Raw genomic sequence first — 21,597 nt, 5'->3', positions numbered from 1 at the left:
CGCGGGCGTCCGGAACGACGCACCTTCCGGCGCGGGGCACTAGAGTTCGGACCATGCGAGCACCGGCCGTCGTATGGGACTCCTCGCTGCTGGGCTACGACCTCGGCGGCGAGCATCCGTTCAACCCGGTGCGGCTCGAACTGACGATCCGGCTCGCCACCGAACTCGGCGTGCTGGACGGGGTCGACCTGCTCGTCCCCGGCCCGGCGGGCGAAGACGAGCTGCGCCGCGTGCACCTCGCCGAGTACATCGAGGCCGTCCGGCAGGCGCCGATGACCGGTGCCGACTTCGCGCACGGGCTCGGCACCGAGGACAACCCGGTGTTCACCGGGATGCACGAGGCTTCCGCGCTGGTCGTGGGCTCGACGCTGCTGGCCGCGCGGAAGATCGCGGAGGGCGAGGCGACCCGGGCGGTCAACATCGCCGGCGGGCTGCACCACGCGATGCCGGGCAAGGCGTCCGGTTTCTGCGTCTACAACGACTGTTCGGTGGCGATCTCGTGGCTGCTCGACCACGGTTTCGACCGCGTCGCCTACGTCGACACCGACGTGCACCACGGCGACGGCGTGCAGACGGCGTTCTACGACGACCCCCGGGTGCTGACCGTTTCCCTGCACCAGCACCCCTTCACATTGTGGCCGGGCACGGGCTACTCGGGGGAGATCGGCAAGGGCGGGGCCGAGGGCACCGCGGTCAACCTCCCGCTGCCGCCCGGCACCCGCGACGGCGGCTGGCTGCGCGCGTTCGAGGCGGTGGTGCCGTCGCTGCTGGAGCAGTTCCGGCCGCAGATCCTCGTCACCCAGTGCGGCGTCGACTCGCACGAGGAAGACCCGCTGGCGGATCTCTCGCTGTCGGTCGACGGGCATCGCGCCATCTACCGGCGGCTGCGTGAACTGTCCGAAGCGCACGCAGGTGGCCGCTGGCTCGTCGTGGGCGGCGGTGGCTACCAGCTGATCCGCGTGGTGCCGCGCTCCTGGACCCATCTGCTCGCCACCGTGCTCGGCCGCGACGTCGACCCGGCGACGTCGTTGCCGCCGAACTGGGTCGCGTCGATCTCCAGGGCGGCGCCGAAGGCCGAGATCCCGGCAGGCATGTCCGACGGCCGCGAGACCGCGTTCGTCCCGTGGGGAGACGGAGAGGACGAGCCGGTCGACATCGCCATCCGTGACACCCGCCGCGCGATCTTCCCGCTGCACGGCCTCGATCCGGACGATCCGAGGGACTGACATGGCCAGTGAGGACACGAAACGCGATCCCTACGACTTCCCGCGCGAGTGGGAGGCCGACGTCCTGCTCTCCGACGGCGGCACGGTGCACCTCCGCCCGGTGATCCCCAGCGACGCCGACGGGCTCGTCGCCTTCCACGGCAGGCTGTCCGAACGCACCCGGTATTTCCGGTACTTCGGCGCCTATCCGCGGATCCCGCAGCGGGACCTCGAACGGTTCTCCGTCGTCGACCACCACGACAGGGTCGCCTTCGTCGCGCTGCTCGGTGACGACATCGTCGCGGTCGGCCGGTACGAACGGCTCGAACACGGGCCGTCGGCCGAGGTCGCGTTCGTCGTCGACGACGCCCACCAGGGCCGCGGGCTCGGGTCGATCCTGCTGGAGCATCTGGCCGCCGCCGCCTCGGAATCCGGGCTTCGCCGCTTCGTCGCCGAGGTGCTCGCCGAGAACGCCGCGATGGTCCGTGTGTTCCGTGACGCGGGCTACCAGGTCAGCCGCGAGATCGAAGAAGGCGTGCTGCACCTGGAATTCGACATCGACCCGACCGAGGAGTCGCTCGCGGTCGCCCGGTCCCGGGAGCAGGCCGCCGAGGCGCGCAGTGTGCACAACCTGCTGCACCCGAAGTCGGTCGCGGTGATCGGCGCGTCCACCGATCCGACGAAGATCGGCTACGTCGCCCTCACCAACCTCCTCAGCGCCGATTTCGCCGGCACCGTCTACCCGGTCAACCCCGAGCACAAGTCCGTCCGCGGTGTCCGCGCCTATCCGTCCGTCGTGGACATTCCCGAGGACGTCGATCTCGCGCTGGTGGCCGTGCCCGCCGAGGCCGTCGAGTCCGTTTTGGACGGTGCGCTGGCCAAGGGGGTCAAGACCCTCCTGATCGTCTCGGGCGGGTTCGCCGAGGCCGGTCCGCACGGGCTGCACGCCGAGCTGAGGCTGGTCGGGGAGGCCAGGGCGCACGGGATGCGGGTCGTCGGCCCGAACGCGCTGGGCGTGCTCAACACCGACGCCTCGGTCCGGCTCAACGCCACCCTGGCGCCCCGCCTGCCCGCGCGCGGCCGCACCGGGTTCTTCTGCCAGTCCGGCGCGCTGGGCACCGCGATCCTCGCCGACGCCGAGGCGCGTGGTCTCGGGCTGTCGACGTTCGTCTCGGCGGGGAACCGGGCCGACGTCTCCGGCAACGACCTGCTCCAGTACTGGGAGACCGATCCGGCGACCGACCTCGTCCTGCTGTACCTGGAATCGTTCGGCAACCCGCGCAAGTTCGCGCGGCTCGCGCGCCGGCTGGCGCGGACGAAACCGGTGGTGGCGGTGAAATCCGGCAGGCACGCGGTCCGTCCGCAGCTCGCCGCGACGTCGGCGGAGGTCGACGAGTCCAGCGTCCAGGCCCTGTTCGAGCAGGCGGGCGTCGTCCGCGTCGACACGCTCGCGCAGCTCTTCGACACCGCGCTGGTCTTCGCCCACCAGCCGCTGCCCGCCGGGCCGCGGGTCGCCATCGTGGGCAACTCCAGTGCCATCGGGCTGCTCGCCGCCGACACCGCGCGGGCGCACGGCCTCCGGCTGACCGCGGACCCGGTCGACGTCGGGCCGCAGGCGAGCCCGGAGGAATTCGCCGCCGCCGTGCGCGAAGCACTCAACTCCCCGGAGACCGACGCGCTCGTCGTGGTCTTCGTGCCGCCGCTCGCGATCCCGGGCACGGCCTACGCCCGCGCGCTGCGGGAGGCCGTCGTCGAGATGGACAAGAACAAGCCGATCGTGTCGACCTTCCTCGCCGTCGAGGGGGTGCCGGACGAACTGGCCGTGCTGTCCGAGGACGGCGTGCCGACGCGGGGTTCGGTCCCGTCGTACCCCAGCCCGGAACGCGCGGTGAACGCGCTCGCGCGAGTCGTCCGCTACGCGGCTTGGCGGCAGCGCCCGCAGGGGAACCTGGTGCGGCCCGCTGGCCTGCACGCCGAGCAGGCGCAGGTGATCGTCAGCGAACTGCTGGCGGCCGAGGAAGGCAAGACGACGCTGCTCTCCGACGACGACGTGGTCCGGTTCCTGGGCTGCTACGGCATCGACGTCGTCCCGTTCCGGGTCGCGTCGTCCGCGGACGAGGCGGTGAAGTCGGCCGAGGAGCTGGGTTTCCCGGTCACCCTCAAGGCCGTCGACGAACGGCTGCGCGGCAGGCCGGACCTCGCGGGCGTGCGGCTCGATCTGTCCTCTGTGGACGGAGTGCGCCGGGCGTACGCCGATCTGCGCGAGATCTCCCAGGACGACGAGGTGTACGTCCAGCGGATGGCGCCCAAGGGGATTTCGTGCGTGGTCGGGCTGCAGGACGATCCGTCGTTCGGCACGCTCGTGTCGTTCGGTCTCTCCGGGCTGGTCAGCACGCTGCTGGGGGACAGGGCCTACCGCGCGGTCCCGCTCACCGACGTCGACGCCGCCACGCTGCTGCGCGAACCGAGGACTTCGCCGCTGCTGACCGGATACCGCGGCGACGAACCGGCGGATCTGGCGGCGCTCCAGGACATCGTGCTGCGCGTCGCGGCGCTCGCCGAGGACAACCCCGAGGTCCGCTCGATGACGCTCGACCCGATCCTGGCCTCGCCGGACGGCGCCTTCGTGGCCAACGCGCGGATCGTGCTGGGCCCGCCGCCGTCCCGGCCCGACACAGGACCGCGACGGCTGCGGCCGATCAACGCCCCTACTTGAGGCCCGGGAGCACCACGGCGAGCACGCTCACCGCGAGCGGCGCGAGGATGCCGAACGCCGCCGTGACGGTCTTGCCCACCGTGGTGTCGGTGCCGAGCAGCTGGGTCAGGCGAGCGCGTCCGGCGACCCAGTCCTCGCCGGGCCGCGCGTCGGGCGGCAGCGGGTAGATCTCGTCGACCAGCCGCAGGCACCGGGTCTTCCACGCGAGGAACACCGGCACGTAGAGCAGGAGCGCGATCGCGGTGAACAGCGCGCCGTAGAGGAGCACGCTTTCCGGCGGAAAGGCCTCTTTCGGCGTGCCTGTGGCCAGGAACGCCCGGCGCTGGGCGCCGGCGTCGACGACCGCGGTGGACACGATGAGCGCCAGCACCGTGAGACAGGTCCCGTTGGCGCGCTTGCAGTCGAGGAGTTCGCCGAGCACGTCGGAAGCCTGCGCCCGGCTCTCGCCGTCGAACACCCGCGAGATCCGGCGCAACCGGGTGTGGTTGAGCCACAGGCCCAAGACCGCGGGCGCCGCCGCGATCAGGCCGAGGGCGAGCAGGGTCCGCGACACCCCGATCGCGGTCGTGGGCTTGAGGTTCCCGATCGGTGAGCCGGTCCGCCACTGGAACGCGAACAGGACCACCGCGAAGATCCCGTAGGCCACCGCCGGTTTCCACAGCGAGACACCGGCCAGACGGCGCCAGGCCGTCAGAGGGACCGAATGCGCGAACAGGAACGCGAACAGCACCGCCGACGCCCCGATCAGCATCGACCACACGCCGAACTCGCCGGTGGCCGCCAGCGCTCGGTTGCCTCGCGAGCCGAGCACCGCCCGGGTCAGCAGGCCGAGCCCGGCGAAGGCGCCGAGCGCGAGCACGCTGATCACGAGCGGCCAGAGCCAATGCTTCCTCAGTCGCGTCACAGCGTGAGTCTGCCGGTAACGGCGCCGGTCAGGAATCCCACTCCTGGGGCGAGCGGGCCGCGAGGTCCGCGTCGTGGCCGGTGAACGCCGCGATCTCGCCCCGGATCGTGTTGTGGAACGCGACGATCCGCCCGTCGCGGACCAGTTTCGTCTGCACCGCCCGCGCTTCCCCGGCCAGCGGACCGGCGGGGATGGTGAGCGTGGTCGCGGTGTGCACGAGATCGAACCCGCCCCCGAGCGGACGGCTCGACACCTGGCGGATCCGCAGCGTGCTGCCCCGGTAGATGGTGTCGAAGATGTTCTGGCTCTCGCGCGCGATCGTCGCGCGGCCGCGCTGGATCCGGCCGACGACGTCGACGAAATCCGCGTCCTCGGCGAAGTTCGCGGCCCACGCCTCGCCGTCGCCCGCGTTCCAGGCGCGTTCCAGCGCGGTGATGATCTCCTCGGTGGTCATCGCTATCCTTTCAGAACATCGATCCATTGGTTAGAACAACGTTCCAACTTTCGAGGAGCATACATGCCCGCGGATCTTCCCGGCATCGTCCGGTTGCGCGACCGTCGTGAGGCGCTGACGCTGCGCACGATCCTGACGGCGGCCCGCGGCCTCTTCGCCGAGCGCGGCTACGCGCGGACACCGATCCGCCTCATCGCCCAGGAAGCGGGGGTGTCCCCGCAGACCATCTACGCCCACTTCGGCTCGAAGGCCGGTGTCCTCGGCGGTCTCGTCGATCTCCTCGACGACGAGGCCGGGATCCCCGACCTCGTCGCCGAGGCGCAGCGGACCGAGGATCCGGTCGCGTTGCTCGGCCTGCTGGCCACGGTCGCCCGCCAGGTCCGGGAACGCTGTGGCGACATCGTCACGATGCTGGGCTCCGGTGCCGCCGTCGATCCGGACATCGCCGCGACACAGGCGGAAGGCGCCCGGCGTAACCGGCTCGGCGTCGAGATGGTCGTCGGCCGCGTTCGCGAAAGCGGGCGTGCTGTGGTGCCCAGGGCCGCGGACATCGCCGTGGCCTTGATGAGCGCCGGCGTCCACACCAGCCTCGTCGCCGAGGCCGGGTGGAGTCACGACGACTACGAAGCCTGGCTCAAGGACACCTTGGTCACGTCGCTGCTTCGGTGACGCAGCGTCTTGCCGAAGAACGCCGAGAGCTGAGCGCGCTGCGTGGCGACGCTCCGCGCCGGATCGACGGTGCCGACGAACGCGGCCGGGGCGTTACCCAGCTGCGGCAACAGCGACTGGTAGTCGGTGAAGCTGAAATGCTCGCCGTCCGGCAGCCGCACCTCGCGGGTCCAGCCGCGCTGGTTGCGGAGGAACTCCTGCCAGGACGCGTCCGACGCGGCGCTGTGATTGCCGGCGCTCATCAGCAGGAACGGCCGGTCCAGTCCCTCGTCGGCGACACGGCCGAAGATCCGCTGCGATTGCGAGTGGGCCATGCTGCCGTCCAGGTTCGCCCCGGCGACGACGCGCCGATCGGTCACCATGGTCTCGCCCGCGGTGAATCCGCCGGCGGAGTGGCCGAACATGCCGGCCTGGCTCAGGCCGAGCGAGTCGAGGACGAACCTGGTGTCCCGGACGCGGGTCTCGATCACGCGCTTCGACACCTCGATACTTGATGGCGGCAGGGCTTTCTTCGCGACGCGCCCATCGGGGAACTCCACCGCTTCCGCTTCGTGGGTGTGGTCGATGGCCACGACGACGTAACCCTCGCTCGCGAGCTGTTCCTGGTGTGTGGTGCCGTGCGAACGCGACAAGGTACCGCCGGGCGAATACAGCACGACGGGCCGCTTGCCGCCGACCGCGGGCGCGCCGGTCCGGGTGTGGGTGGGGAAGCGGTAGTCGAGTTGCTCCGCCGACATGCCCAGCTTGACGGCGTCGCCTTCGGCCACCACTTTCGCGACACCCGGCGCCATGTACGGCGCTTTCGGCTTTCCGCTCGGCAAAGCCGGGTACCGCACGGTGACCATCAATTCCCTTGTCACGCCGGGAACCCAGGGGTCCTGGCGGGAGTGGTCGATCAGATGGAGGTCGGTACTGCCGACGGCGTACGGACCTGTCGGCGCGGGAAGGCTCAACCGGACGGGCGCCGCCGACGCGGACGGCGCGAGGAGGACGGCGGGGAGCGCGAGCGCGGTGGCGAGTACGCCGATCCGGCGCGGAGTTCGTTTCATGGCACCGAACGTAGGCAGCGGGCCGGTGCCGGGACATCGGGAAGATCACCGGTGCCGACCCTGGGATCGATCCCGGCGGACCATGGGGTTTCGCTGACTTCGCAGCTCGAATGCCGCTTGTGGCAGTTGCCTGTTCCGGAAGCTTCGTTCGCTGTAGAACCGGCGAACCCCTTGTTACGTTCGGTGATGGCGCGTGCACGCCCGGACCGAAGGAAATTCCGACGAAAGGTGAGTGCCATGAAGGAATACGAGACCCCCATGCTGATCGAGGCCGGCGAGTTCGAAGAGGTCACCGGCCTGCTCGCCAGGCACGGCAACGACCGGCTGATCTTCAGCAAGAACTGAACGCGCTGACCGTCTGCGTCGATGAGTCGAATCGTTGACACGCTGGGTCACGGCGAGGAGTACTTCGCGGTCTTTCCCGACCACGAAGCCACCCTCGCCGTGGCCCCGCGGTTGCACGCACCTGGGTCCCGGACGCTCGCCCACGCGTCGGGGCGGCCGTGGCTGACCGGCCGGTGGCCGGATGACGGGATCGTCGTGGCCTCGGCGGGGCGGACCAGGCTGGCGGTGATCGGCTGCTGCCCGGTCACCGAGAAGGAGCTGACCATCGCGGCCGCGCGGCTGCGCGATCCGGGCGGGCTCGACGCGCTGGCGGCGAAACTGCCGGGCAGCTTCCACCTGGTGGCCTCGGTGGACGGGCACTGCCGGGTGCAGGGCACCGCGTCCGGGCTGCGGCTGGTCCATCACACCAGGATCGGCGGCGTGGTGGTCGCGGCCGACCGCGCGGACATCCTCGCCCACGCGGCGGGCGCGGACATCGACGAGCGGATGCTCGCGGTCCGGCTGCTGTTCCCGGTCCCGCATCCGTTGCTGCACAAGCCGATGTGGCGCGGGGTGCACGGGGTGGAGCCGGGCAGCGCGCTGATGCTGGCGCCGGACGGCCTCGCCGCCCGCACGGTGCGGTGGTGGGATCCGCCGCGCCCGGAACGCTCGCTCGCGGAAGGCGTGCCGCTGGTGCGGGAAGCGCTCACCGCCGCGGTGGACGCGCGCACGGCCGCCGGTGGCGTGGTCGCCTGCGACCTTTCCGGTGGCCTGGATTCGACCTCGGTGACCTTCCTCGCCGCCCGCGGCGACGCGAAGATCGTGGCGAGCACTTGGCCGGGACTGGACCCGGCCGACGACGACCTCTCCTGGGCGAAGCGCGCGGCGGCGCATCTGCCCGACGTCGAGCATGTGGTGTGGGACGTCGCCGCGTCTCCGCTGGTCTATGCGGGCCTGCTCGAAATCGACGATCCGCTCGACGAGCCGACCATCGGGATGATGGACCGGGCCAGGCTGCTCAGCGATCTGGCGCCGCTGGCGGCCAAGGGCAGCCGGGTCCGGCTGACCGGTATCGGCGGCGATCACGTCGCTTGGTGCTCCGAAGCGCACTATCACTCGATTCTGCGGCGTCGCCCGTTGTTCGCGCTGGGCGCGCTACGGGGTTTCCGCGCGTTGTTCACCTGGCCGCTCGGTGGCATGGCCCGCGCGCTCGGCGATTCCCGTTCGTACCGCCGGTGGCTCTCGGACGCCGCGGCCGACGTCCGTGCGGCGAAGACCGCACCGGTGACCGCCGCGCTGGGCTGGAGCACGCCGCCCCGGTTGTTCGACTGGGCGACACCGGAGGCGGAAGAGCTGGCGAGCGTGGCGATCCGCGACGCGGCGTTGACCGCGGAGCCGCTCGGTGAGACGCGGGGCGAGCACGCGGACCTGGAGCAGATCCTGTCCTGCACGCGGATCATCCGGCAATGGGAGCAGATGAGCGCGCGGGCCGGGTTGCCGATCCAGTCGCCCTTCCTCGACGACCGGGTGATCGAGGCCTGCCTGTCGATCAGGCCGGACGACCGTGTGACGCCGTGGGCGTACAAGCCGGTGCTCACCGAAGCCATGCGCGGCTTGGTCCCCGGCGAATGCCTGGCCCGCACCAGCAAGGCACAGGCGTCGATGGACGCCGCGGCGGGGCTGCGGGCCAGCCGCGGCGACCTGCGCGAACTGTGGGCGGACTCGCGGCTTGCCGAACTCGGCCTTGTCGACCGGAATCGGTTGAGCGCCTTGGCATCGCGGCCCGAAACGCCGGAGCTTCGCGACGGCATCCTGTATCCGACCATCGGCTGCGAGGTCTGGCTGCGCACGCTCTCGAAGCCCTTGCCCTCCCTGGAGGAGAAATGAGTCTCGCCTTCCGCCCCAACGTGTCCATTGTGGACACCGACTATGGGTCCGTGCTGCTCGACGAGCGCAAGGGCCGGTATTTCCAGCTCAACCCGAGTGGCCGGATCGTCGTGCGGACGCTGCTCGAAGGCGGTGACAGCGAAGAGGCGGCCGGCGCGCTCATCGAGGAGTACGACGTCTCGCGTGAGCGTGCCGAGCAGGACGTGACCGCGCTGGTGGAGGGGCTGCGCGCGGCGGGCCTGGTGACGCCGTGACCACCCCGAGCGCCCTGGCCAGGCCACGGTCACTGCCGTTCGCGCGGCGGCTCACCGCGCGGCTCGCGGTCGCCGCGGCCAGGCTGATCGCGATGCTGCCGCCACACCGGATCCGGACGGTCTTCGGCGTACTCCGCCGGGGCGCCCGGCCCGCCACCCCCGAGCAGGCGGAGGCCGCGAGGGAGGCGGTGCTCGCGGTCAGCCTGGCCTGCCTCGGCCCGAAAGGCTGCCTGCCCAGGTCGCTGGCCGTCACGCTGCTGTGCAGGCTGCGCGGTACTTGGCCGACGTGGTGCGTCGGCGTCCGGGCAAGGCCGCCGTTCGGTGCGCACGCCTGGGTCGAGGTGGACGGGCAGCCCGTCGGCGAAGGGGTCTCCGCCGGGTATTTCGCGCGGCTCGTCGCGGTCGGGCCGCCGGATCGGGCCCGATGAGCGATCGGGCGGGCTTCCGGGAACTGCTGCGGCTGACAGCGGGCCACCGTGGGGTGCTGACGCTGGCCATCGTGCTCACCGTGTCGGCGTCCGGACTGGGGATGCTCCAGCCGTTGCTGGTCCGGCACGGGATCGACTCGGTGGGCACGCGGCCGCTCTCCTGGTGGTTCATCGCGGGTATAGCCGGGCTCTTCCTCGTCCAGGCCGCCGTGGACGGGCTCGGCTTGTTCATGCTGGAGCGGTCGGGTGAACGGGTGGTGCTCAGCGTGCGCAGACGGCTGATCGCGCGCCTGCTGCGGCTGCGGATGCCCGCCTACGAGGATCATCGGCTCGGCGACCTGATGTCCCGGCTCAGTGTCGACACCACAGTGCTGCGCGACGTGGTGTCGACCGCGTCAGTCCAGCTCGTCGCGGGCGGGTTGACCGGACTCGGCACGGCGGTGCTGATGCTGCTGCTCGACCCGGTGCTGTTCGGCCTGGTGGCGGCGACCGTGTCGGTCGCCGCCGTCGTGGTGGTCGCGTTGCTCGGCAGGCTCCGCACCGCGGGCGAGCGGACGCAGCGCGGCGTCGGCGAGATGACCGCGGATCTCGAACGCGCGCTGGGCGCGATCCGGATGGTGCGCGCCAACCGGGCCGAACCGCGGGAGGAGCGGCGGATCGGCGAGCGGGCTGAGTCGGCCTTCGCCGCGGGGGTGCAGGCGGCCAAGCTCACCTCGGTGATGACCCCGGCCGTCGAGCTGGCCATCCGCGGCTCGCTGCTGCTGGTGCTGCTCGTCGGCGGGGCGCGGGTGGCGGCGAACGCGACCTCGCTGGGCGCGCTGGTGGCGTTTCTGCTGTACGCGACCTATCTGGTGGTGCCGCTCATCTCCCTGCTTCAGGGAATCGGCCTCGTCCAGCGCGGCATGGGCGCGCTGCAGAGGGTGCACGAGGCCTCTCTCTTGCCCGTCGAAAGCGATACGGTGACGCACTCGCCGATACTCCCCAGGCGGTCCGCGCCGGTGCTGGAATTTCGCGATGTCCGATTCTCCTACGGGAAAAGGACGGTGCTGGACGGCGTTTCGTTCCGGGTCGAACCGCATACGATCGTGGCGATGGTCGGAAAGTCGGGAGCGGGAAAGTCGACAGTTTTCTCGCTGGCCGAGAATTTTTATCAGCCCTTTTCCGGTGCCGTGCTGCTGAATGGCGTCGACCTTACCGGAATGTCACTTTCCGACTGCCGTTCCCGGCTGGCGCTGGTCGACCAGAACGTGCCCATCCTGCAGGGCACGCTGCGAGAAAATCTCGTGTACGCGGCACCGGACGCCGACGCGGAGGAAGTCACGCGGGTGGTGGAGATGGTCGACCTTGCCGAGTTCGTCGCCGGTCTGCCCGACGGGCTGGACACCCAGGTCGGTGAACGCGGGAACATGCTCTCCGGCGGCGAGCGGCAACGGGTCGCCATCGCCCGTGCCCTGCTCACCCGGCCCGACCTGCTGCTTCTCGACGAGCCGAGTGCGCACCTCGACCAGATCACCGAAACCGCGCTGACCACGGCGCTGGAGCGGGCCGGACGGGAATGCGCGCTGCTGATCATCGCGCACCGGCTGGCCACCGTCCGCCGGGCCGATCGGATACTGGTGCTCGACGGGGGCAAGGTCGCCGGCAGCGGCACGCACGGCGAGCTCACCGCGTCCTGTCCGCTGTACCGGCGGCTCGTCGAGAGTCAGTTGTCCGCTGATCGGCCCACCGAAGCGGCTTCCATCAAATAATCCCCGATTGTGGTCATCGCATCCCCCGGATGGCCCTGTCGCGGCATCCGGGTGCTCTTGAGAATGGGTCGCTGGGATGTCGGATGGGCTATTCGGATGGGCCGGTGATGATGCTCAGATGATCTACAACCGACTGGCCGTCGGCCAATTGACTCGGCAACTGGAATTCGTGGAGGTCCTGTCCGGACGCTGCGATACGCTCAGGCGTATCGACCGGTTTTGTGAAACCACCAAACTCGTGTCCGGAATTCTTTCCGACGGCGGCAGGGTGGGTTCCTGCGACCCGGCGCTGCTGGAGTCGATGCTGTTCAGTCCGGGACGCAGGCGGCTGGTGGTCGACTCGCGGCTGGCGGGCGGTGATTTGGTGCGGCACCGAGAAAAGGACAGGCAGACCGAAATCAGGGTGTACGGCGGGGCCTTGCGGCACATGCTGGTCTTCGACGCCCGGTACGCGGTCGTGCCGCTCGACGAGGCGAGCCTGCACGCGGGTGTGCTGGTGCTGCGCCCTCCGCTCGTCGGTCCCTGCGGTCAGTTCTTCGAGGTCCTCTGGTCGGAGTCGCGACCGCTCGGCGGCGAGTCCGGACGGAACGCCTGCCTCCAGGGACGGCAGTTGCAGGTCGCGGACCTGCTGGTGGAGGGAGCCACGGACCATCAGGTCGCCAACCGCTTGGGTCTGAGCAGCAGGACCGTGCGCACGATCGTGTCCGAGCTGCACGGCCGGTTCGGCACCACCTCGCGGATGGCCTTGGGTTTCCGGCTCGGCCGCGTGGCCAAGCGCGCCTAGGCCGTGTCCTGCAAGTCATGTTCGCGGTCTCCGCGCCCAGGCGGCCCCTGCGGCACGGGCGGGCTCGGCCGAGTACGACCCGGTACGAGGCCGGCCCGCCCGCACCGCCAGGAGCCGCCTGGATCACGAAGCCCATCGAACAGACTTACAGGACACGGCCTAGTCCCGGTACCGCACCTCCCAGGCTCCCGAGGTCCCGTCGGCCGCCAGTTCCCGCTTGAGTACCTTGTGCGTCGCGGTCCGCGGCAGTTCCTCGATCACCCGCACGAACCGGGGCCACTGCTTCGGTCCCAGATCACCTTGCGCGGCGACGAAAGCGGCGAGCTCGCCGGCGTCGATCGGCGACCGGCAGACCAGTGCGGCCATCACCTGGTCGCCCACCCGCGGATCCGGCACCCCGTACACGGCGGCCTCGCGGACGGCGGGATGCCGTAGGAGCGCGCGCTCGATCGGGGCGGTGCCGAGGTTCTCGCCGTCGACGCGCAGCCAGTCGCCGAGCCGTCCCGCGAAGTAGCAGTAGCCGTCCGCGTCGAGGTAGGCCAGGTCGCCGGTGTGGTACATCCCGTCGCGCATCCGCTCGGCCTCGGCCGCCGGGTCGCCGTAGTAACCGGCGAAGAAGCCGGGACCACCGGTGTTGACCAGTTCGCCGACCGCCTCGGCGGCGTTGAGCAGCTTCCCGCCTTCGTCGAACTTCGCCGGGGGACAGGGTTTCCCCGTCTCCGGGTCGAGGACGGCGACGCCGTCGAGCAGCCTGCCGAGTGAACCGGCCGGGGTGGTGGCGTCCCTTCCGAAGTTCACTCCGCCCTCGGTCGAACCGAACGCGTCGACCACGTGGCAACCGAAGCGCTTGCCGAAGGCGGCGAGGTCGGCTTCCGCGCCTTCGTTGCCGTAGACCAGCTTCAGCGGGTTGTCGGCGTCGTCGTCCCGCTCAGGGGTGGTGAGCACATAGGACAGCGGCTTGCCGACGTAGTTGGCGTAGGTCGCCCCGAACTTCCGGATGTCCGGCAGGAAACCGGAGGCCGAGAACCGCCGCCGCACCGCGATCCCCGCGCCCGCGGCGAGCCCGGCCGACCAGCCCGCCATGATGGCGTTGGAGTGGAACATCGGCATCGACACGTACACGATGTCCTCAGTGGACAGACCGAACCGGGTGGCCAGCATCTCGCCGGGGTAGGCGATCTTGCCGTGCGTGCACCGGACGGCCTTCGGGTCACCGCTGGTGCCGGAGGTGAAGATCAGCATGAGCAGGTCTTCCGGCTTCGCGGCCACGGGGTCGGCAGTCTTCTGTGCCGGCTCCAGTTCGCTCAGCGACAGCACCGGCACACCGGCGTCGTCCAGCAGCGGAAGGTACTTGTCCTCGGCGAACACCACCTCGCAGTCGGCCAAGGCGACGTCGCGGGCCAGCGCCGCACCCCGCCGCGTGGGGTTCAGGCCGACCAGCACGTGTCCCGAGAGCGCCGCGCCACCGAGCAGGAACGAGAATTCGGGAACGTTGTCCGCCAGCAGTCCGAAGTGCCCGCCGGGCCGCAGGATCCCGGCGAGCGCGCCCGCGTACCCGGCGCAGGCCCGGACGTGTTCGGCCCAGGTCCATTGCCGGTCTTCGAAGAGCAGGCCGGTCGAGCGGTCCTCCGCCCGCGCGAGCAGGAGTTCCGTGACCGTGGGGGTCATGCCGGGTCCGCGGCCAGCAGGTCGCCGAGTCCCCGCAGCTGCGCGGTCGCCCCGCCCAGGGTGAACTCGAGCCGTTTCGCCGCGACGAAGTAGCGATGCAGCGTGTGGTCGACGTCGATGCCGACCCCGCCGTGGACGTGCACGGCGGTATGCGCGACGCGATGCCCGGCTTCGGCCGTCCAGAACTTCGCCGTCGCGACCTCTTCGGCCGCCGGAAGCCCTTCGCTGAGCCGCCAGGCGGCCTGCCACAACGTCAGCCGGACGGCTTCGACGTCGACGTAGGCGTCGGCGAGCCGCTGCCGCACCGCCTGGAAACTCCCGATGAGATGGCCGAACTGCTTGCGCTCCCGCGCGTACGCCGCGGTCAGTTCCAGCGCCCGTTCGACCACGCCGAGCTGCTGCGCGCAGACGCCGACCGTGCCCCGTAACCGCAGCCATTCGCCGATGTCGCCCAAGGACGTGTCGGCCTTCGCGCCGGACAGCTCGACGAGTGCCGCGTCGGCGTGGTCGACGGTCCGCTGCGGCGAGACCGTCACGACGTCCCGGTCGAGCAGGAACACCTGGCGGCCGCCGTCGATGGCGGCTTCGACGAGGAATCCGTGCGCGAAAGCGCCGGACGCCACCGCGGTCTGGGCACCGGTCAGCCGCCAGCCGTCGCCGTCGGGCTCGGCGGTGAACCCGCACGGCACGCCGTAGTCCGGCAGCGCCACCGCGAGGACGTGGTCACCGCGCAGGACCGGGACGACCCAGCGCTCGGCCAGCCTGCCGTCGCCGAACTCCGCGACCGCCGCGGCCCCCATGACCACTGAGGTCAGATAGGGCACGGGCGCGACCGCGCGGCCGATCTCGGCCAGCACGGAACACTGCTCCAGCAGCCCGAACCCGCCACCGCCGACAGACTGCGGCAGCGCGGCGTCGAGCACTCCGGCCTGCGCCAGCGAAGTCCACAGTGGAGCGTCGAAGCCGCCGGAACCGTGTGGCCCCAGCACGTCGGGGGTGACCTTGTCCGTCAGGATCCGGCGCGTGAGCGAAGCGAGATCCTGCTGCGCTTCGGTGAGCGTGAAGTCCATCGATGTCTCCTAGCGCGTGACGGGCAGGCCGAGGGCGGTCGCGGCGATCATGTCCCGCTGGATCTCGTTGGTCCCGCCGCCGAAGGTGAGGATCAGCGAAGAGCGGTGCAGCCGTTCTATCCGGCCGCGCAACTGGGCGCCGGGGGAGCCCTCGCGGACGACGGCGCCCGCGCCGAGGATCTCCATCATCAGCCGGTACGCCTCGGTCGCGAACTCCGTGCCGAAGACCTTCGTCGCCGACGCCTCCGCCGGGCCGAGTTCGCTGCTCGTGGCCGCCCAGGCGATCCGCCAGTTCCGCAGCTTCAGGTACTCGGCGTGGGTGTGGATCCGCGCCAGGTGCAGCCGTACCCACGGCTGGTCGATGACGCGGGAGCCGTCGGGCAGTTTCGTGGTCTGTGCCCAGCTCCGCACCTCGCGCAGCGACGTCTGGATCGGGGCGGCCGAGGTCAGCGCGACGCGTTCGTGGTTGAGCTGGTTCGTGATGAGCGGCCAGCCCTCGTTCTCCCCGGCGACCCGGGACGTCACCGGCACGCGCACGTCGTCGTAGTAGGTCGCGCTCGTTCCGGGCCCGGCGACCGTGTGCACCTTCGTCCACGAGAAGCCGGGGGCCGAGGTCGGCACGATCAGCATGCTCAGGCCCTTGTGCCGCCGGGCGTCGGGGTCGGTGCGGGCGGCCAGCCAGACATAGTCGGCGTACTCGATCAGGCTCGTCCACATCTTCTGGCCGTTGATGACGTAGTCGTCCCCGTCGCGGACCGCGCGGGTGCGCAGCGACGCCAGGTCGGTGCCCGCGCCCGGCTCGGAGTAGCCGATCGCGAAGTGCAGCTCGCCGGCGGCGATCTTCGGCAGGTAGAACGCCTTCTGTTCTTCGGTGCCGTAGCGCATGATGGTCGGCCCGACGGTGTTCACCGTGAGGAACGGGACGGGCACTCCCGCCGCGGCCGCCTCGTCGGTGAAGACGAGCTGGTCGAGCATCGGCCGGGCCTGCCCGCCGTACTCGCGGGGCCAGCCGATCGCGAGCCAGCCCGAGCTGCCGAGGTCCCGCACGATTTCCTTGTACACCAGGCCGTCGCCATACTCGCCGCCGTCGCCGGCCAGGGCTTCGCGGCGTTCCGGGGTCATCAGCCCGGCGAAGTACTCCCGGAGTTCGCCCGCCAGTGCCCGCTGCTCCGGCGTGTAGTCGATCCGCATCCGTCACCTCTGCCGTCGGTGCTCGTTACTGGTGCCATGGCCGCTCGCGGCGGTAAGGTAGAACCTGTTCTAGTTGTACCAGGTATGGCGGCGAGGAGGGAATATGGAGATCGACGTCGATCGCTCGCTCTGTGAGGCGAACGCGATCTGTGTCGGCTTCGCGCCCGAGGTCTTCGATCTCGACGACGACGAGGAGCTGGTCCTCGCGTCGGCCGAAGTTCCGCAGAATCAGGTAGAACGTGTTACTCAAGCTGTGGCGAGCTGCCCGAAAAACGCCCTGCTCATCCGTGGTTAGCACCGTTTATTTGGGGCTTGCATGCTGCGAGAACAGATTCTAGTGTGTCCGGAGAGGCAAGGAGGCCTTGAGTGAGCTTGGACGGCAAGACGGCCATCGTCACCGGAGCCGGTGCGGGACTCGGCCGGGCGGAGGCACTGGCGCTGGCCGCGGCGGGAGCCTCGGTGGTGGTCAACGATGTGTCGGCCGCGGCGCAGGTGGTGGCTGACGAGATCGAGGCCGAGGGCGGCAAGGCCGTCGCGGTCACCGGTGACGTGTCTGAGTCCTCGACCGCGGACGCCCTGCTCACCGCCGCCGTCGACCACTTCGGCGGCCTGCACGTCGTGGTCAACAACGCGGGTGTGCTGCGCGACCGGATGCTCTTTTCGATGTCCGACGAGGAATGGGACACCGTACTCGGTGTCCATCTGCGCGGGCACTTCCTGCTTTCCCGCAACGCCGGGGCGTACTGGCGCGACAAGTCCAAAGTGGACGGCGCGCCGGTGTACGGCAGGGTGGTCAACACCGCGTCGGAGTCGTTCCTGCTCGGCGCCCCCGGCCAGCCGAACTACGGTGCGGCCAAGGCGGGCATCGCCGCGCTCACCGTGTCCACCGCGCGCGGGCTCTCTCGCTACGGCGTCCGCGCCAACGCGATCTGCCCGCGCGCTCGTACCGCGATGACCGAAGCCGTCTTCGGGGCCGAGGCGCCCGACGGCGTCGACCCGCTTTCGGTCGACCACGTCGCGCCGTTCGTGTCCTTCCTCTGCTCGCCCGAGGCCGACCGGATCAACGGCCAGGTGTTCCTCGTCTACGGCGGGATGGTCGCGCTCATGCGGCCGCCGTCGGTGGAACAGCGCTTCGACACCGTCAACGGCACGTGGAGCAGCGAGGAACTCGTGACCAACGTGGGCGGCTATTTCGCCGACCGAGACCCGGAACGCATGTTCTCCGCGTCCGAGATCATGTCACTGCCATGACCGAGGAGATGATGTAGTGGGCAGGCTCGACGGCAAGGTAGCGCTGATCACCGGCGGCGCCCGCGGGCAGGGCGAGGCGGCCGCGCGGCTGTTCGTCGCCGAGGGCGCGCGCGTGGTGATCGCCGACATCAACGACCTCGACGGCAAGAAACTCGCCGCGGAGCTCGGTGAATCCGCCGTCTACCAGCATCTCGACGTCGGCGACGAGGCCGAATGGGACGCCGCGATCGAGCGCACCGTCTCGGAGTTCGGCCCGCCGACGGTACTCGTCAACAACGCGGGCATCCTGCACTTCTCGGAACTGGGCAAGACCACGCTCGCCGACTACGAACGCGTCATCCGGGTCAACCAGATCGGGGCGTTTCTCGGGATGCGGTCGGTCGTTGAACCGATGACCGGGGCCGGAGGCGGCTCCATCGTCAACGTGTCCTCAGTCGAAGGGCTCGCCGGGATGCCGTTCCTCGTCGCCTACACCGCGAGCAAGTTCGCGATCCGCGGGATGACCAAGGTCGCCGCGCTCGAACTCGGCGCGAAGAACATCCGGGTCAATTCGGTCCATCCCGGCGCGATCGACACCCCGATGGTCGCGGCCGCCGCCGGTGGGCAGAAAGTCGACATGTCGTGGGTGGGCAAGAAGGTCGCCTTGGGCCGTGTCGGGCAGCCGGAGGACATCGCGAAACTCGTCCTGTTCCTGGCCAGTGACGAAAGTTCGTACAGCACGGGCGCGGAGTTCGTCGCCGATGGCGGTGCCACGGCCACGCACGCACTCAAGTTCTAGCGTGGAGGTGCCGAGAGCAAAGTGAACACCGCTAACGCAATGGGGCGTTGACAGGTGGAGTAAGACTCGGGGCAGGCGACTGGGAGGTTCTGTGGGAGCGACGGTGTCCGTCCCCGGTACGGGTGCGCTCACACAGGTCGGCAGGCTCGCGACCCTGTCGTGGGAAGTCCTGCGCGCGATCTTCAAACGTCCGTTCCAGTTCCGCGAATGGATCCAGCAGTGCTGGTTCTTCGCCAGCGTCACCATCCTGCCGACGGCGCTGGTGGCGATCCCGTTCGGCGCCGTCATCGCCCTGCAGCTGGGCTCGCTGACGCAGCAGATCGGCGCGCAGTCGTTCACCGGCGCGGCCAGCGCGCTCGCGATCGTGCAGCAGGCGAGCCCGCTGATCACCGCGCTGCTGGTGGCGGGCGCGGGCGGCAGCGCGGTCTGCGCCGACATCGGCGCCCGCAAGATCCGCGAAGAGATCGACGCGATGGAAGTCCTCGGGGTCAACCCGATCCAGCGCCTGATCGTGCCCCGCGTACTCGCCGCGATCGTGGTTTCCGTGCTGCTGAACGGTTTGGTCAGCGTCGTCGGGGTGCTCGGGGGCTACTTCTTCAATGTCGTCATGCAGGGCGGCACCCCCGGTGCGTACCTCGCCAGCTTCAACGCGCTCGCCCAGGTGCCGGATCTGTGGATCAGCGAGATCAAGGCGCTCCTCTACGGTTTCGTCGCCGGCGTGGTCGCGGCGTTCCGCGGGCTGAACCCGGCGGGCGGGCCGAAGGGCGTCGGCGACGCGGTGAACCAGGCCGTGGTCATCACGTTCCTGCTGCTGTTCCTGATCAACGTCGTGCTGACCGCGATCTACCTGCGGATCGTCCCGCCGAAGGCGATGTGACATGGCAGGCGAACCCGCTGTTTCGGACCGGACGCTCGAAATCATCGCGCGTCCCGGCGCGATGCTGGAAGGCTTCGGCGGCCAGCTGTCGTTCTACTTCCGCGCGCTGGCCTGGACGCCGCGCACGATCCGGCGCTACGGCCGCGAGATCTTCCGCCTGCTGACCGAGGTCAGCTTCGGCACCGGCGCGCTCGCGGTGATCGGCGGGACGCTCGGCGTGATGATCGGGATGACGCTGTTCACCGGTCTCATCGTCGGCCTGCAGGGCTACTCCGCGCTGAACCAGCTCGGCACCGCCGCGCTCACCGGGTTCATCTCGGCCTACTTCAACACCCGCGAGGTCGCGCCGCTTTCGGCGGGGCTCGCGCTCTCGGCCACCGTCGGCTGCGGGTTCACCGCGCAACTCGGCGCGATGAAGATCTCCGAGGAGATCGACGCGCTCGAAGTGATGGGCGTGCCGAGCCTGCCGTATCTGGTGACGACACGGGTGATCGCCGGCGTCACCGCGGTCATCCCGCTCTACGCCGTCGGCCTGCTTTCGTCGTATCTCGCCTCGCGGCAGATCACCATCTGGCTCTACGGCCAGTCCGCGGGCACCTACGATCATTACTTCACGCTGTTCCTGCCGCCCGAGGACGTGCTCTGGTCGTTCCTCAAGGTGATCATCTTCAGCGTGCTCGTGATCCTGTCGCATTGCTACTACGGCTACACCGCCAGCGGCGGGCCCGCCGGGGTCGGTGTGGCGGTCGGCCGCGCGGTGCGGACGTCGATCGTGCTGATCTCGGTCCTCGACTTCTTCCTCAGCCTCGCGATCTGGGGCGCCACGACGACGGTGAGGATTTCCGGGTGAACAGGCGGATTCTGCTGCGGCGGCTCCGGCATCAGGTGCTGGGCCTGGTCTTCCTCGTGGTGGTCGTGCTGTTCTTCGTCACCACCATCGCCTTCTACCAGAAGGCCTTCACCACGGTGACCCTGGTGAACCTGGAGACCGACCGCATCGGCAACCAGATGCGCGAGGGCGCGGACGTCAAGGTGCGCGGAATGGTCGTCGGCGAGGTCCGGGCGATCCAGGCGCACGGCGATCGCGCGACGATGGAGCTGGCGCTGCAGCCGGACAAGACGTCGGTCATCCCGTCCAACGTGTCCGCGCGGCTGCTGCCGAAGACGCTGTTCGGCGAACGGTATGTCGCTCTGCAGATCCCGGAGAAGCCGGAACGGCACATCGCCGAGGGCGACGTCATCCCGCAGGACCGCAGCAGCAGCGCGATCGAGCTGGAAACCGTGCTCGGCAACGTGATGCCGTTGCTGCAGGCCGTCCAGCCGGAGAAGATGGCCAGCACGCTCAACGCCGTCGCGTCCGCTTTGGACGGTCAGGGCAAACAGCTCGGCTCGACGCTGGCGGGGCTTTCGGACTACCTCGGCAAGGTGAACCCGTCGCTGCCCGATCTCAAGGCCGACATCACCGGTCTGGCCGACGCCGCCGCCATCTACGACAAGGCCGCGCCGGATCTGCTGGCCGCGCTTGCGGATCTGACCACCACGAGCAAGACCTTGGTCGAGAGCCAGCGCGGGCTCGCCGACGTGTACTCGACGGTGACCGCGGCCTCGATCGACCTGACGAGCTTCCTGAAAGTGAACCAGGACAACCTGATCCGGCTCACCACCAACCTGCAGCCCACTTTGGACGTCCTCGCGAAGTACGCGCCGGAGTACCCGTGCCTGCTCAAACAGCTCGCCGGATCGGTGCCGCGCGCGGAGCTCGCGTTCGGCAAGGGCACCGCGCATCCCGAGGTCAGCCGGGTGACGATCGAGTTCACGCCGAGCCGGGGCAAGTACCTGCCCGGTGTCGACGAGCCGAAGTACAACGACAAACGCGGCCCGCGGTGCTACCCCGAGGTGCCGCCGCCGGGCCGCTGGCCGCAGTACCCGCCGGACGGCGCCATCGACGACGGGTCCTCGAAGCCCGCGCCGCCGCGCGATCCCGACGGCACCCTGCCTTCCGGTGGGAGCGCGGGGGGTTCGGTGGTGAACACGCCGGACGAACAGCGGCTGATCGACCTGCTCGTGTCGCCCGCCATGGGCACGACGCCGGATCAGGTGCCGAACTGGGGGAGTCTGCTGGTGGGGCCGCTGTACCGCGGGGTGGAGGTGGAGCTGCGATGAGGACCGTGCCGAACTCGGGTTCCGGGGCCGCGAAGGCCGCGCTTCGGGTATGTCGCGAAAGCCACTTTCGGGACGTCAGGTGTCCCGAAAGTGGCTTTCGCGACACGCCCGTGGTGGGTGCGGCGACCCCCCGGAGCGAGGCCGGGCTGAAGGGGCCCTTCACCGCATGTGACGCGG

At 70.0% G+C, this 21,597-nt stretch carries 21 protein-coding genes; 15 read left to right on the top strand and 6 right to left on the bottom strand.

Going from position 1 to position 21,597, the window contains the following annotated elements; genetic code table 11:
- Positions 1 to 53 precede the first annotated feature (53 nt).
- Complete coding sequence (locus tag DMH01_RS10880) at positions 54 to 1,226, top strand: acetoin utilization protein AcuC (RefSeq protein WP_125675621.1); 1,173 nt, start codon at positions 54 to 56, stop codon at positions 1,224 to 1,226.
- A 1-nt stretch (position 1,227) separates the two neighbouring features.
- Complete coding sequence (locus DMH01_RS10875; RefSeq protein ID WP_125675619.1) at positions 1,228 to 3,921, top strand: bifunctional GNAT family N-acetyltransferase/acetate--CoA ligase family protein; 2,694 nt, start codon at positions 1,228 to 1,230, stop codon at positions 3,919 to 3,921.
- Here the strand turns inward: DMH01_RS10875 and DMH01_RS10870 are convergent.
- Together DMH01_RS10870 and DMH01_RS10865 are read right to left on the bottom strand one after the other, a co-directional pair.
- Positions 3,914 to 4,825, bottom strand: a complete 912-nt coding sequence (locus DMH01_RS10870) for a hypothetical protein (RefSeq protein ID WP_125675617.1) — start codon at positions 4,823 to 4,825, stop codon at positions 3,914 to 3,916. The two genes, DMH01_RS10875 and DMH01_RS10870, sit on opposite strands and share 8 nt — an antisense overlap.
- Before the next feature lie 28 nt (positions 4,826 to 4,853).
- Complete coding sequence (locus tag DMH01_RS10865) at positions 4,854 to 5,279, bottom strand: SgcJ/EcaC family oxidoreductase (protein WP_125675615.1); 426 nt, start codon at positions 5,277 to 5,279, stop codon at positions 4,854 to 4,856.
- A 63-nt stretch (positions 5,280 to 5,342) separates the two neighbouring features.
- Between DMH01_RS10865 and DMH01_RS10860 the strand changes: the two genes are divergently transcribed.
- A complete protein-coding gene (locus tag DMH01_RS10860) occupies positions 5,343 to 5,948 on the top strand; it encodes a TetR/AcrR family transcriptional regulator (protein WP_125675612.1) in 606 nt (201 codons plus the stop codon).
- On the opposite strand, the gene DMH01_RS10855 is transcribed toward DMH01_RS10860, so the two are convergent.
- Positions 5,900 to 6,997, bottom strand: a complete 1,098-nt coding sequence (locus tag DMH01_RS10855) for an alpha/beta hydrolase (RefSeq protein WP_125675610.1) — start codon at positions 6,995 to 6,997, stop codon at positions 5,900 to 5,902. The two genes, DMH01_RS10860 and DMH01_RS10855, sit on opposite strands and share 49 nt — an antisense overlap.
- Before the next feature lie 237 nt (positions 6,998 to 7,234).
- Here DMH01_RS10855 and DMH01_RS10850 point away from each other — a divergent pair, with 237 nt between their 5' ends.
- The 6 genes from DMH01_RS10850 (at position 7,235) to DMH01_RS10825 (ending at position 12,422) form a co-directional block, all read left to right on the top strand.
- Positions 7,235 to 7,342 (top strand): keywimysin-related RiPP, encoded by a 108-nt coding sequence (locus DMH01_RS10850; protein ID WP_125675608.1) that lies wholly within the window; start codon positions 7,235 to 7,237, stop codon positions 7,340 to 7,342.
- Positions 7,343 to 7,363: 21 nt separating this feature from the next.
- Positions 7,364 to 9,208: a lasso peptide isopeptide bond-forming cyclase gene (locus DMH01_RS10845; protein ID WP_125675606.1), complete on the top strand. Its 1,845-nt coding sequence runs from the start codon at positions 7,364 to 7,366 to the stop codon at positions 9,206 to 9,208.
- Entirely contained in the window at positions 9,205 to 9,462 is a 258-nt protein-coding gene (locus DMH01_RS10840) for a lasso peptide biosynthesis PqqD family chaperone (RefSeq protein ID WP_034322637.1), read from the top strand. The genes DMH01_RS10845 and DMH01_RS10840 overlap by 4 nt, the downstream gene beginning before the upstream one ends.
- The gene (locus DMH01_RS10835) at positions 9,459 to 9,890 is read left to right on the top strand and encodes a lasso peptide biosynthesis B2 protein (RefSeq protein WP_125675604.1); all 432 of its coding nucleotides are present in this window, start codon (positions 9,459 to 9,461) and stop codon (positions 9,888 to 9,890) included. The genes DMH01_RS10840 and DMH01_RS10835 overlap by 4 nt, the downstream gene beginning before the upstream one ends.
- The gene (locus tag DMH01_RS10830) at positions 9,887 to 11,638 is read left to right on the top strand and encodes an ABC transporter ATP-binding protein (protein ID WP_125675602.1); all 1,752 of its coding nucleotides are present in this window, start codon (positions 9,887 to 9,889) and stop codon (positions 11,636 to 11,638) included. The genes DMH01_RS10835 and DMH01_RS10830 overlap by 4 nt, the downstream gene beginning before the upstream one ends.
- Positions 11,639 to 11,756: 118 nt before the next feature.
- Entirely contained in the window at positions 11,757 to 12,422 is a 666-nt protein-coding gene (locus DMH01_RS10825; RefSeq protein ID WP_158633203.1) for a helix-turn-helix transcriptional regulator, read from the top strand.
- Positions 12,423 to 12,581: 159 nt separating this feature from the next.
- On the opposite strand, the gene DMH01_RS10820 is transcribed toward DMH01_RS10825, so the two are convergent.
- Genes DMH01_RS10820 through DMH01_RS10810 form a run of 3 tightly spaced genes read right to left on the bottom strand, consistent with a single transcriptional unit; the run spans position 12,582 to position 16,351 of the window.
- Positions 12,582 to 14,090 (bottom strand): long-chain-fatty-acid--CoA ligase, encoded by a 1,509-nt coding sequence (locus DMH01_RS10820; RefSeq protein WP_125675598.1) that lies wholly within the window; start codon positions 14,088 to 14,090, stop codon positions 12,582 to 12,584.
- The gene (locus DMH01_RS10815; RefSeq protein WP_125675596.1) at positions 14,087 to 15,160 is read right to left on the bottom strand and encodes an acyl-CoA dehydrogenase family protein; all 1,074 of its coding nucleotides are present in this window, start codon (positions 15,158 to 15,160) and stop codon (positions 14,087 to 14,089) included. Before DMH01_RS10815 ends, DMH01_RS10820 begins: the two co-directional genes overlap by 4 nt.
- A gap of 9 nt (positions 15,161 to 15,169) precedes the next feature.
- A complete protein-coding gene (locus DMH01_RS10810; RefSeq protein ID WP_125675594.1) occupies positions 15,170 to 16,351 on the bottom strand; it encodes an acyl-CoA dehydrogenase family protein in 1,182 nt (393 codons plus the stop codon).
- Between the two features lie 103 nt (positions 16,352 to 16,454).
- On the opposite strand from DMH01_RS10810, the gene DMH01_RS10805 reads away from it, so the two are divergent.
- From DMH01_RS10805 to DMH01_RS10780, 6 genes are all read left to right on the top strand, one after another.
- The gene (locus tag DMH01_RS10805; protein ID WP_007033756.1) at positions 16,455 to 16,646 is read left to right on the top strand and encodes a ferredoxin; all 192 of its coding nucleotides are present in this window, start codon (positions 16,455 to 16,457) and stop codon (positions 16,644 to 16,646) included.
- A gap of 71 nt (positions 16,647 to 16,717) precedes the next feature.
- Entirely contained in the window at positions 16,718 to 17,602 is an 885-nt protein-coding gene (locus DMH01_RS10800; RefSeq protein ID WP_125675592.1) for a 3-oxoacyl-ACP reductase, read from the top strand.
- Between the two features lie 16 nt (positions 17,603 to 17,618).
- Positions 17,619 to 18,380, top strand: a complete 762-nt coding sequence (locus tag DMH01_RS10795) for a glucose 1-dehydrogenase (RefSeq protein WP_125675591.1) — start codon at positions 17,619 to 17,621, stop codon at positions 18,378 to 18,380.
- A 91-nt stretch (positions 18,381 to 18,471) separates the two neighbouring features.
- Positions 18,472 to 19,257: an ABC transporter permease gene (locus tag DMH01_RS10790; RefSeq protein ID WP_125675589.1), complete on the top strand. Its 786-nt coding sequence runs from the start codon at positions 18,472 to 18,474 to the stop codon at positions 19,255 to 19,257.
- A 1-nt stretch (position 19,258) separates the two neighbouring features.
- Positions 19,259 to 20,107, top strand: a complete 849-nt coding sequence (locus DMH01_RS10785) for an ABC transporter permease (protein WP_034322613.1) — start codon at positions 19,259 to 19,261, stop codon at positions 20,105 to 20,107.
- Positions 20,104 to 21,420: an MCE family protein gene (locus DMH01_RS10780; protein ID WP_125675587.1), complete on the top strand. Its 1,317-nt coding sequence runs from the start codon at positions 20,104 to 20,106 to the stop codon at positions 21,418 to 21,420. Before DMH01_RS10785 ends, DMH01_RS10780 begins: the two co-directional genes overlap by 4 nt.
- Positions 21,421 to 21,597: the final 177 nt, after the last annotated feature.

The sequence above is a fragment of the Amycolatopsis sp. WAC 04182 genome, assembly GCF_003947465.1.
In the GTDB taxonomy this organism is placed as follows: domain Bacteria; phylum Actinomycetota; class Actinomycetes; order Mycobacteriales; family Pseudonocardiaceae; genus Amycolatopsis.
Note: the sequence above shows the minus strand (reverse complement) of the source record. Positions and strands in the feature narration are given on the sequence as shown.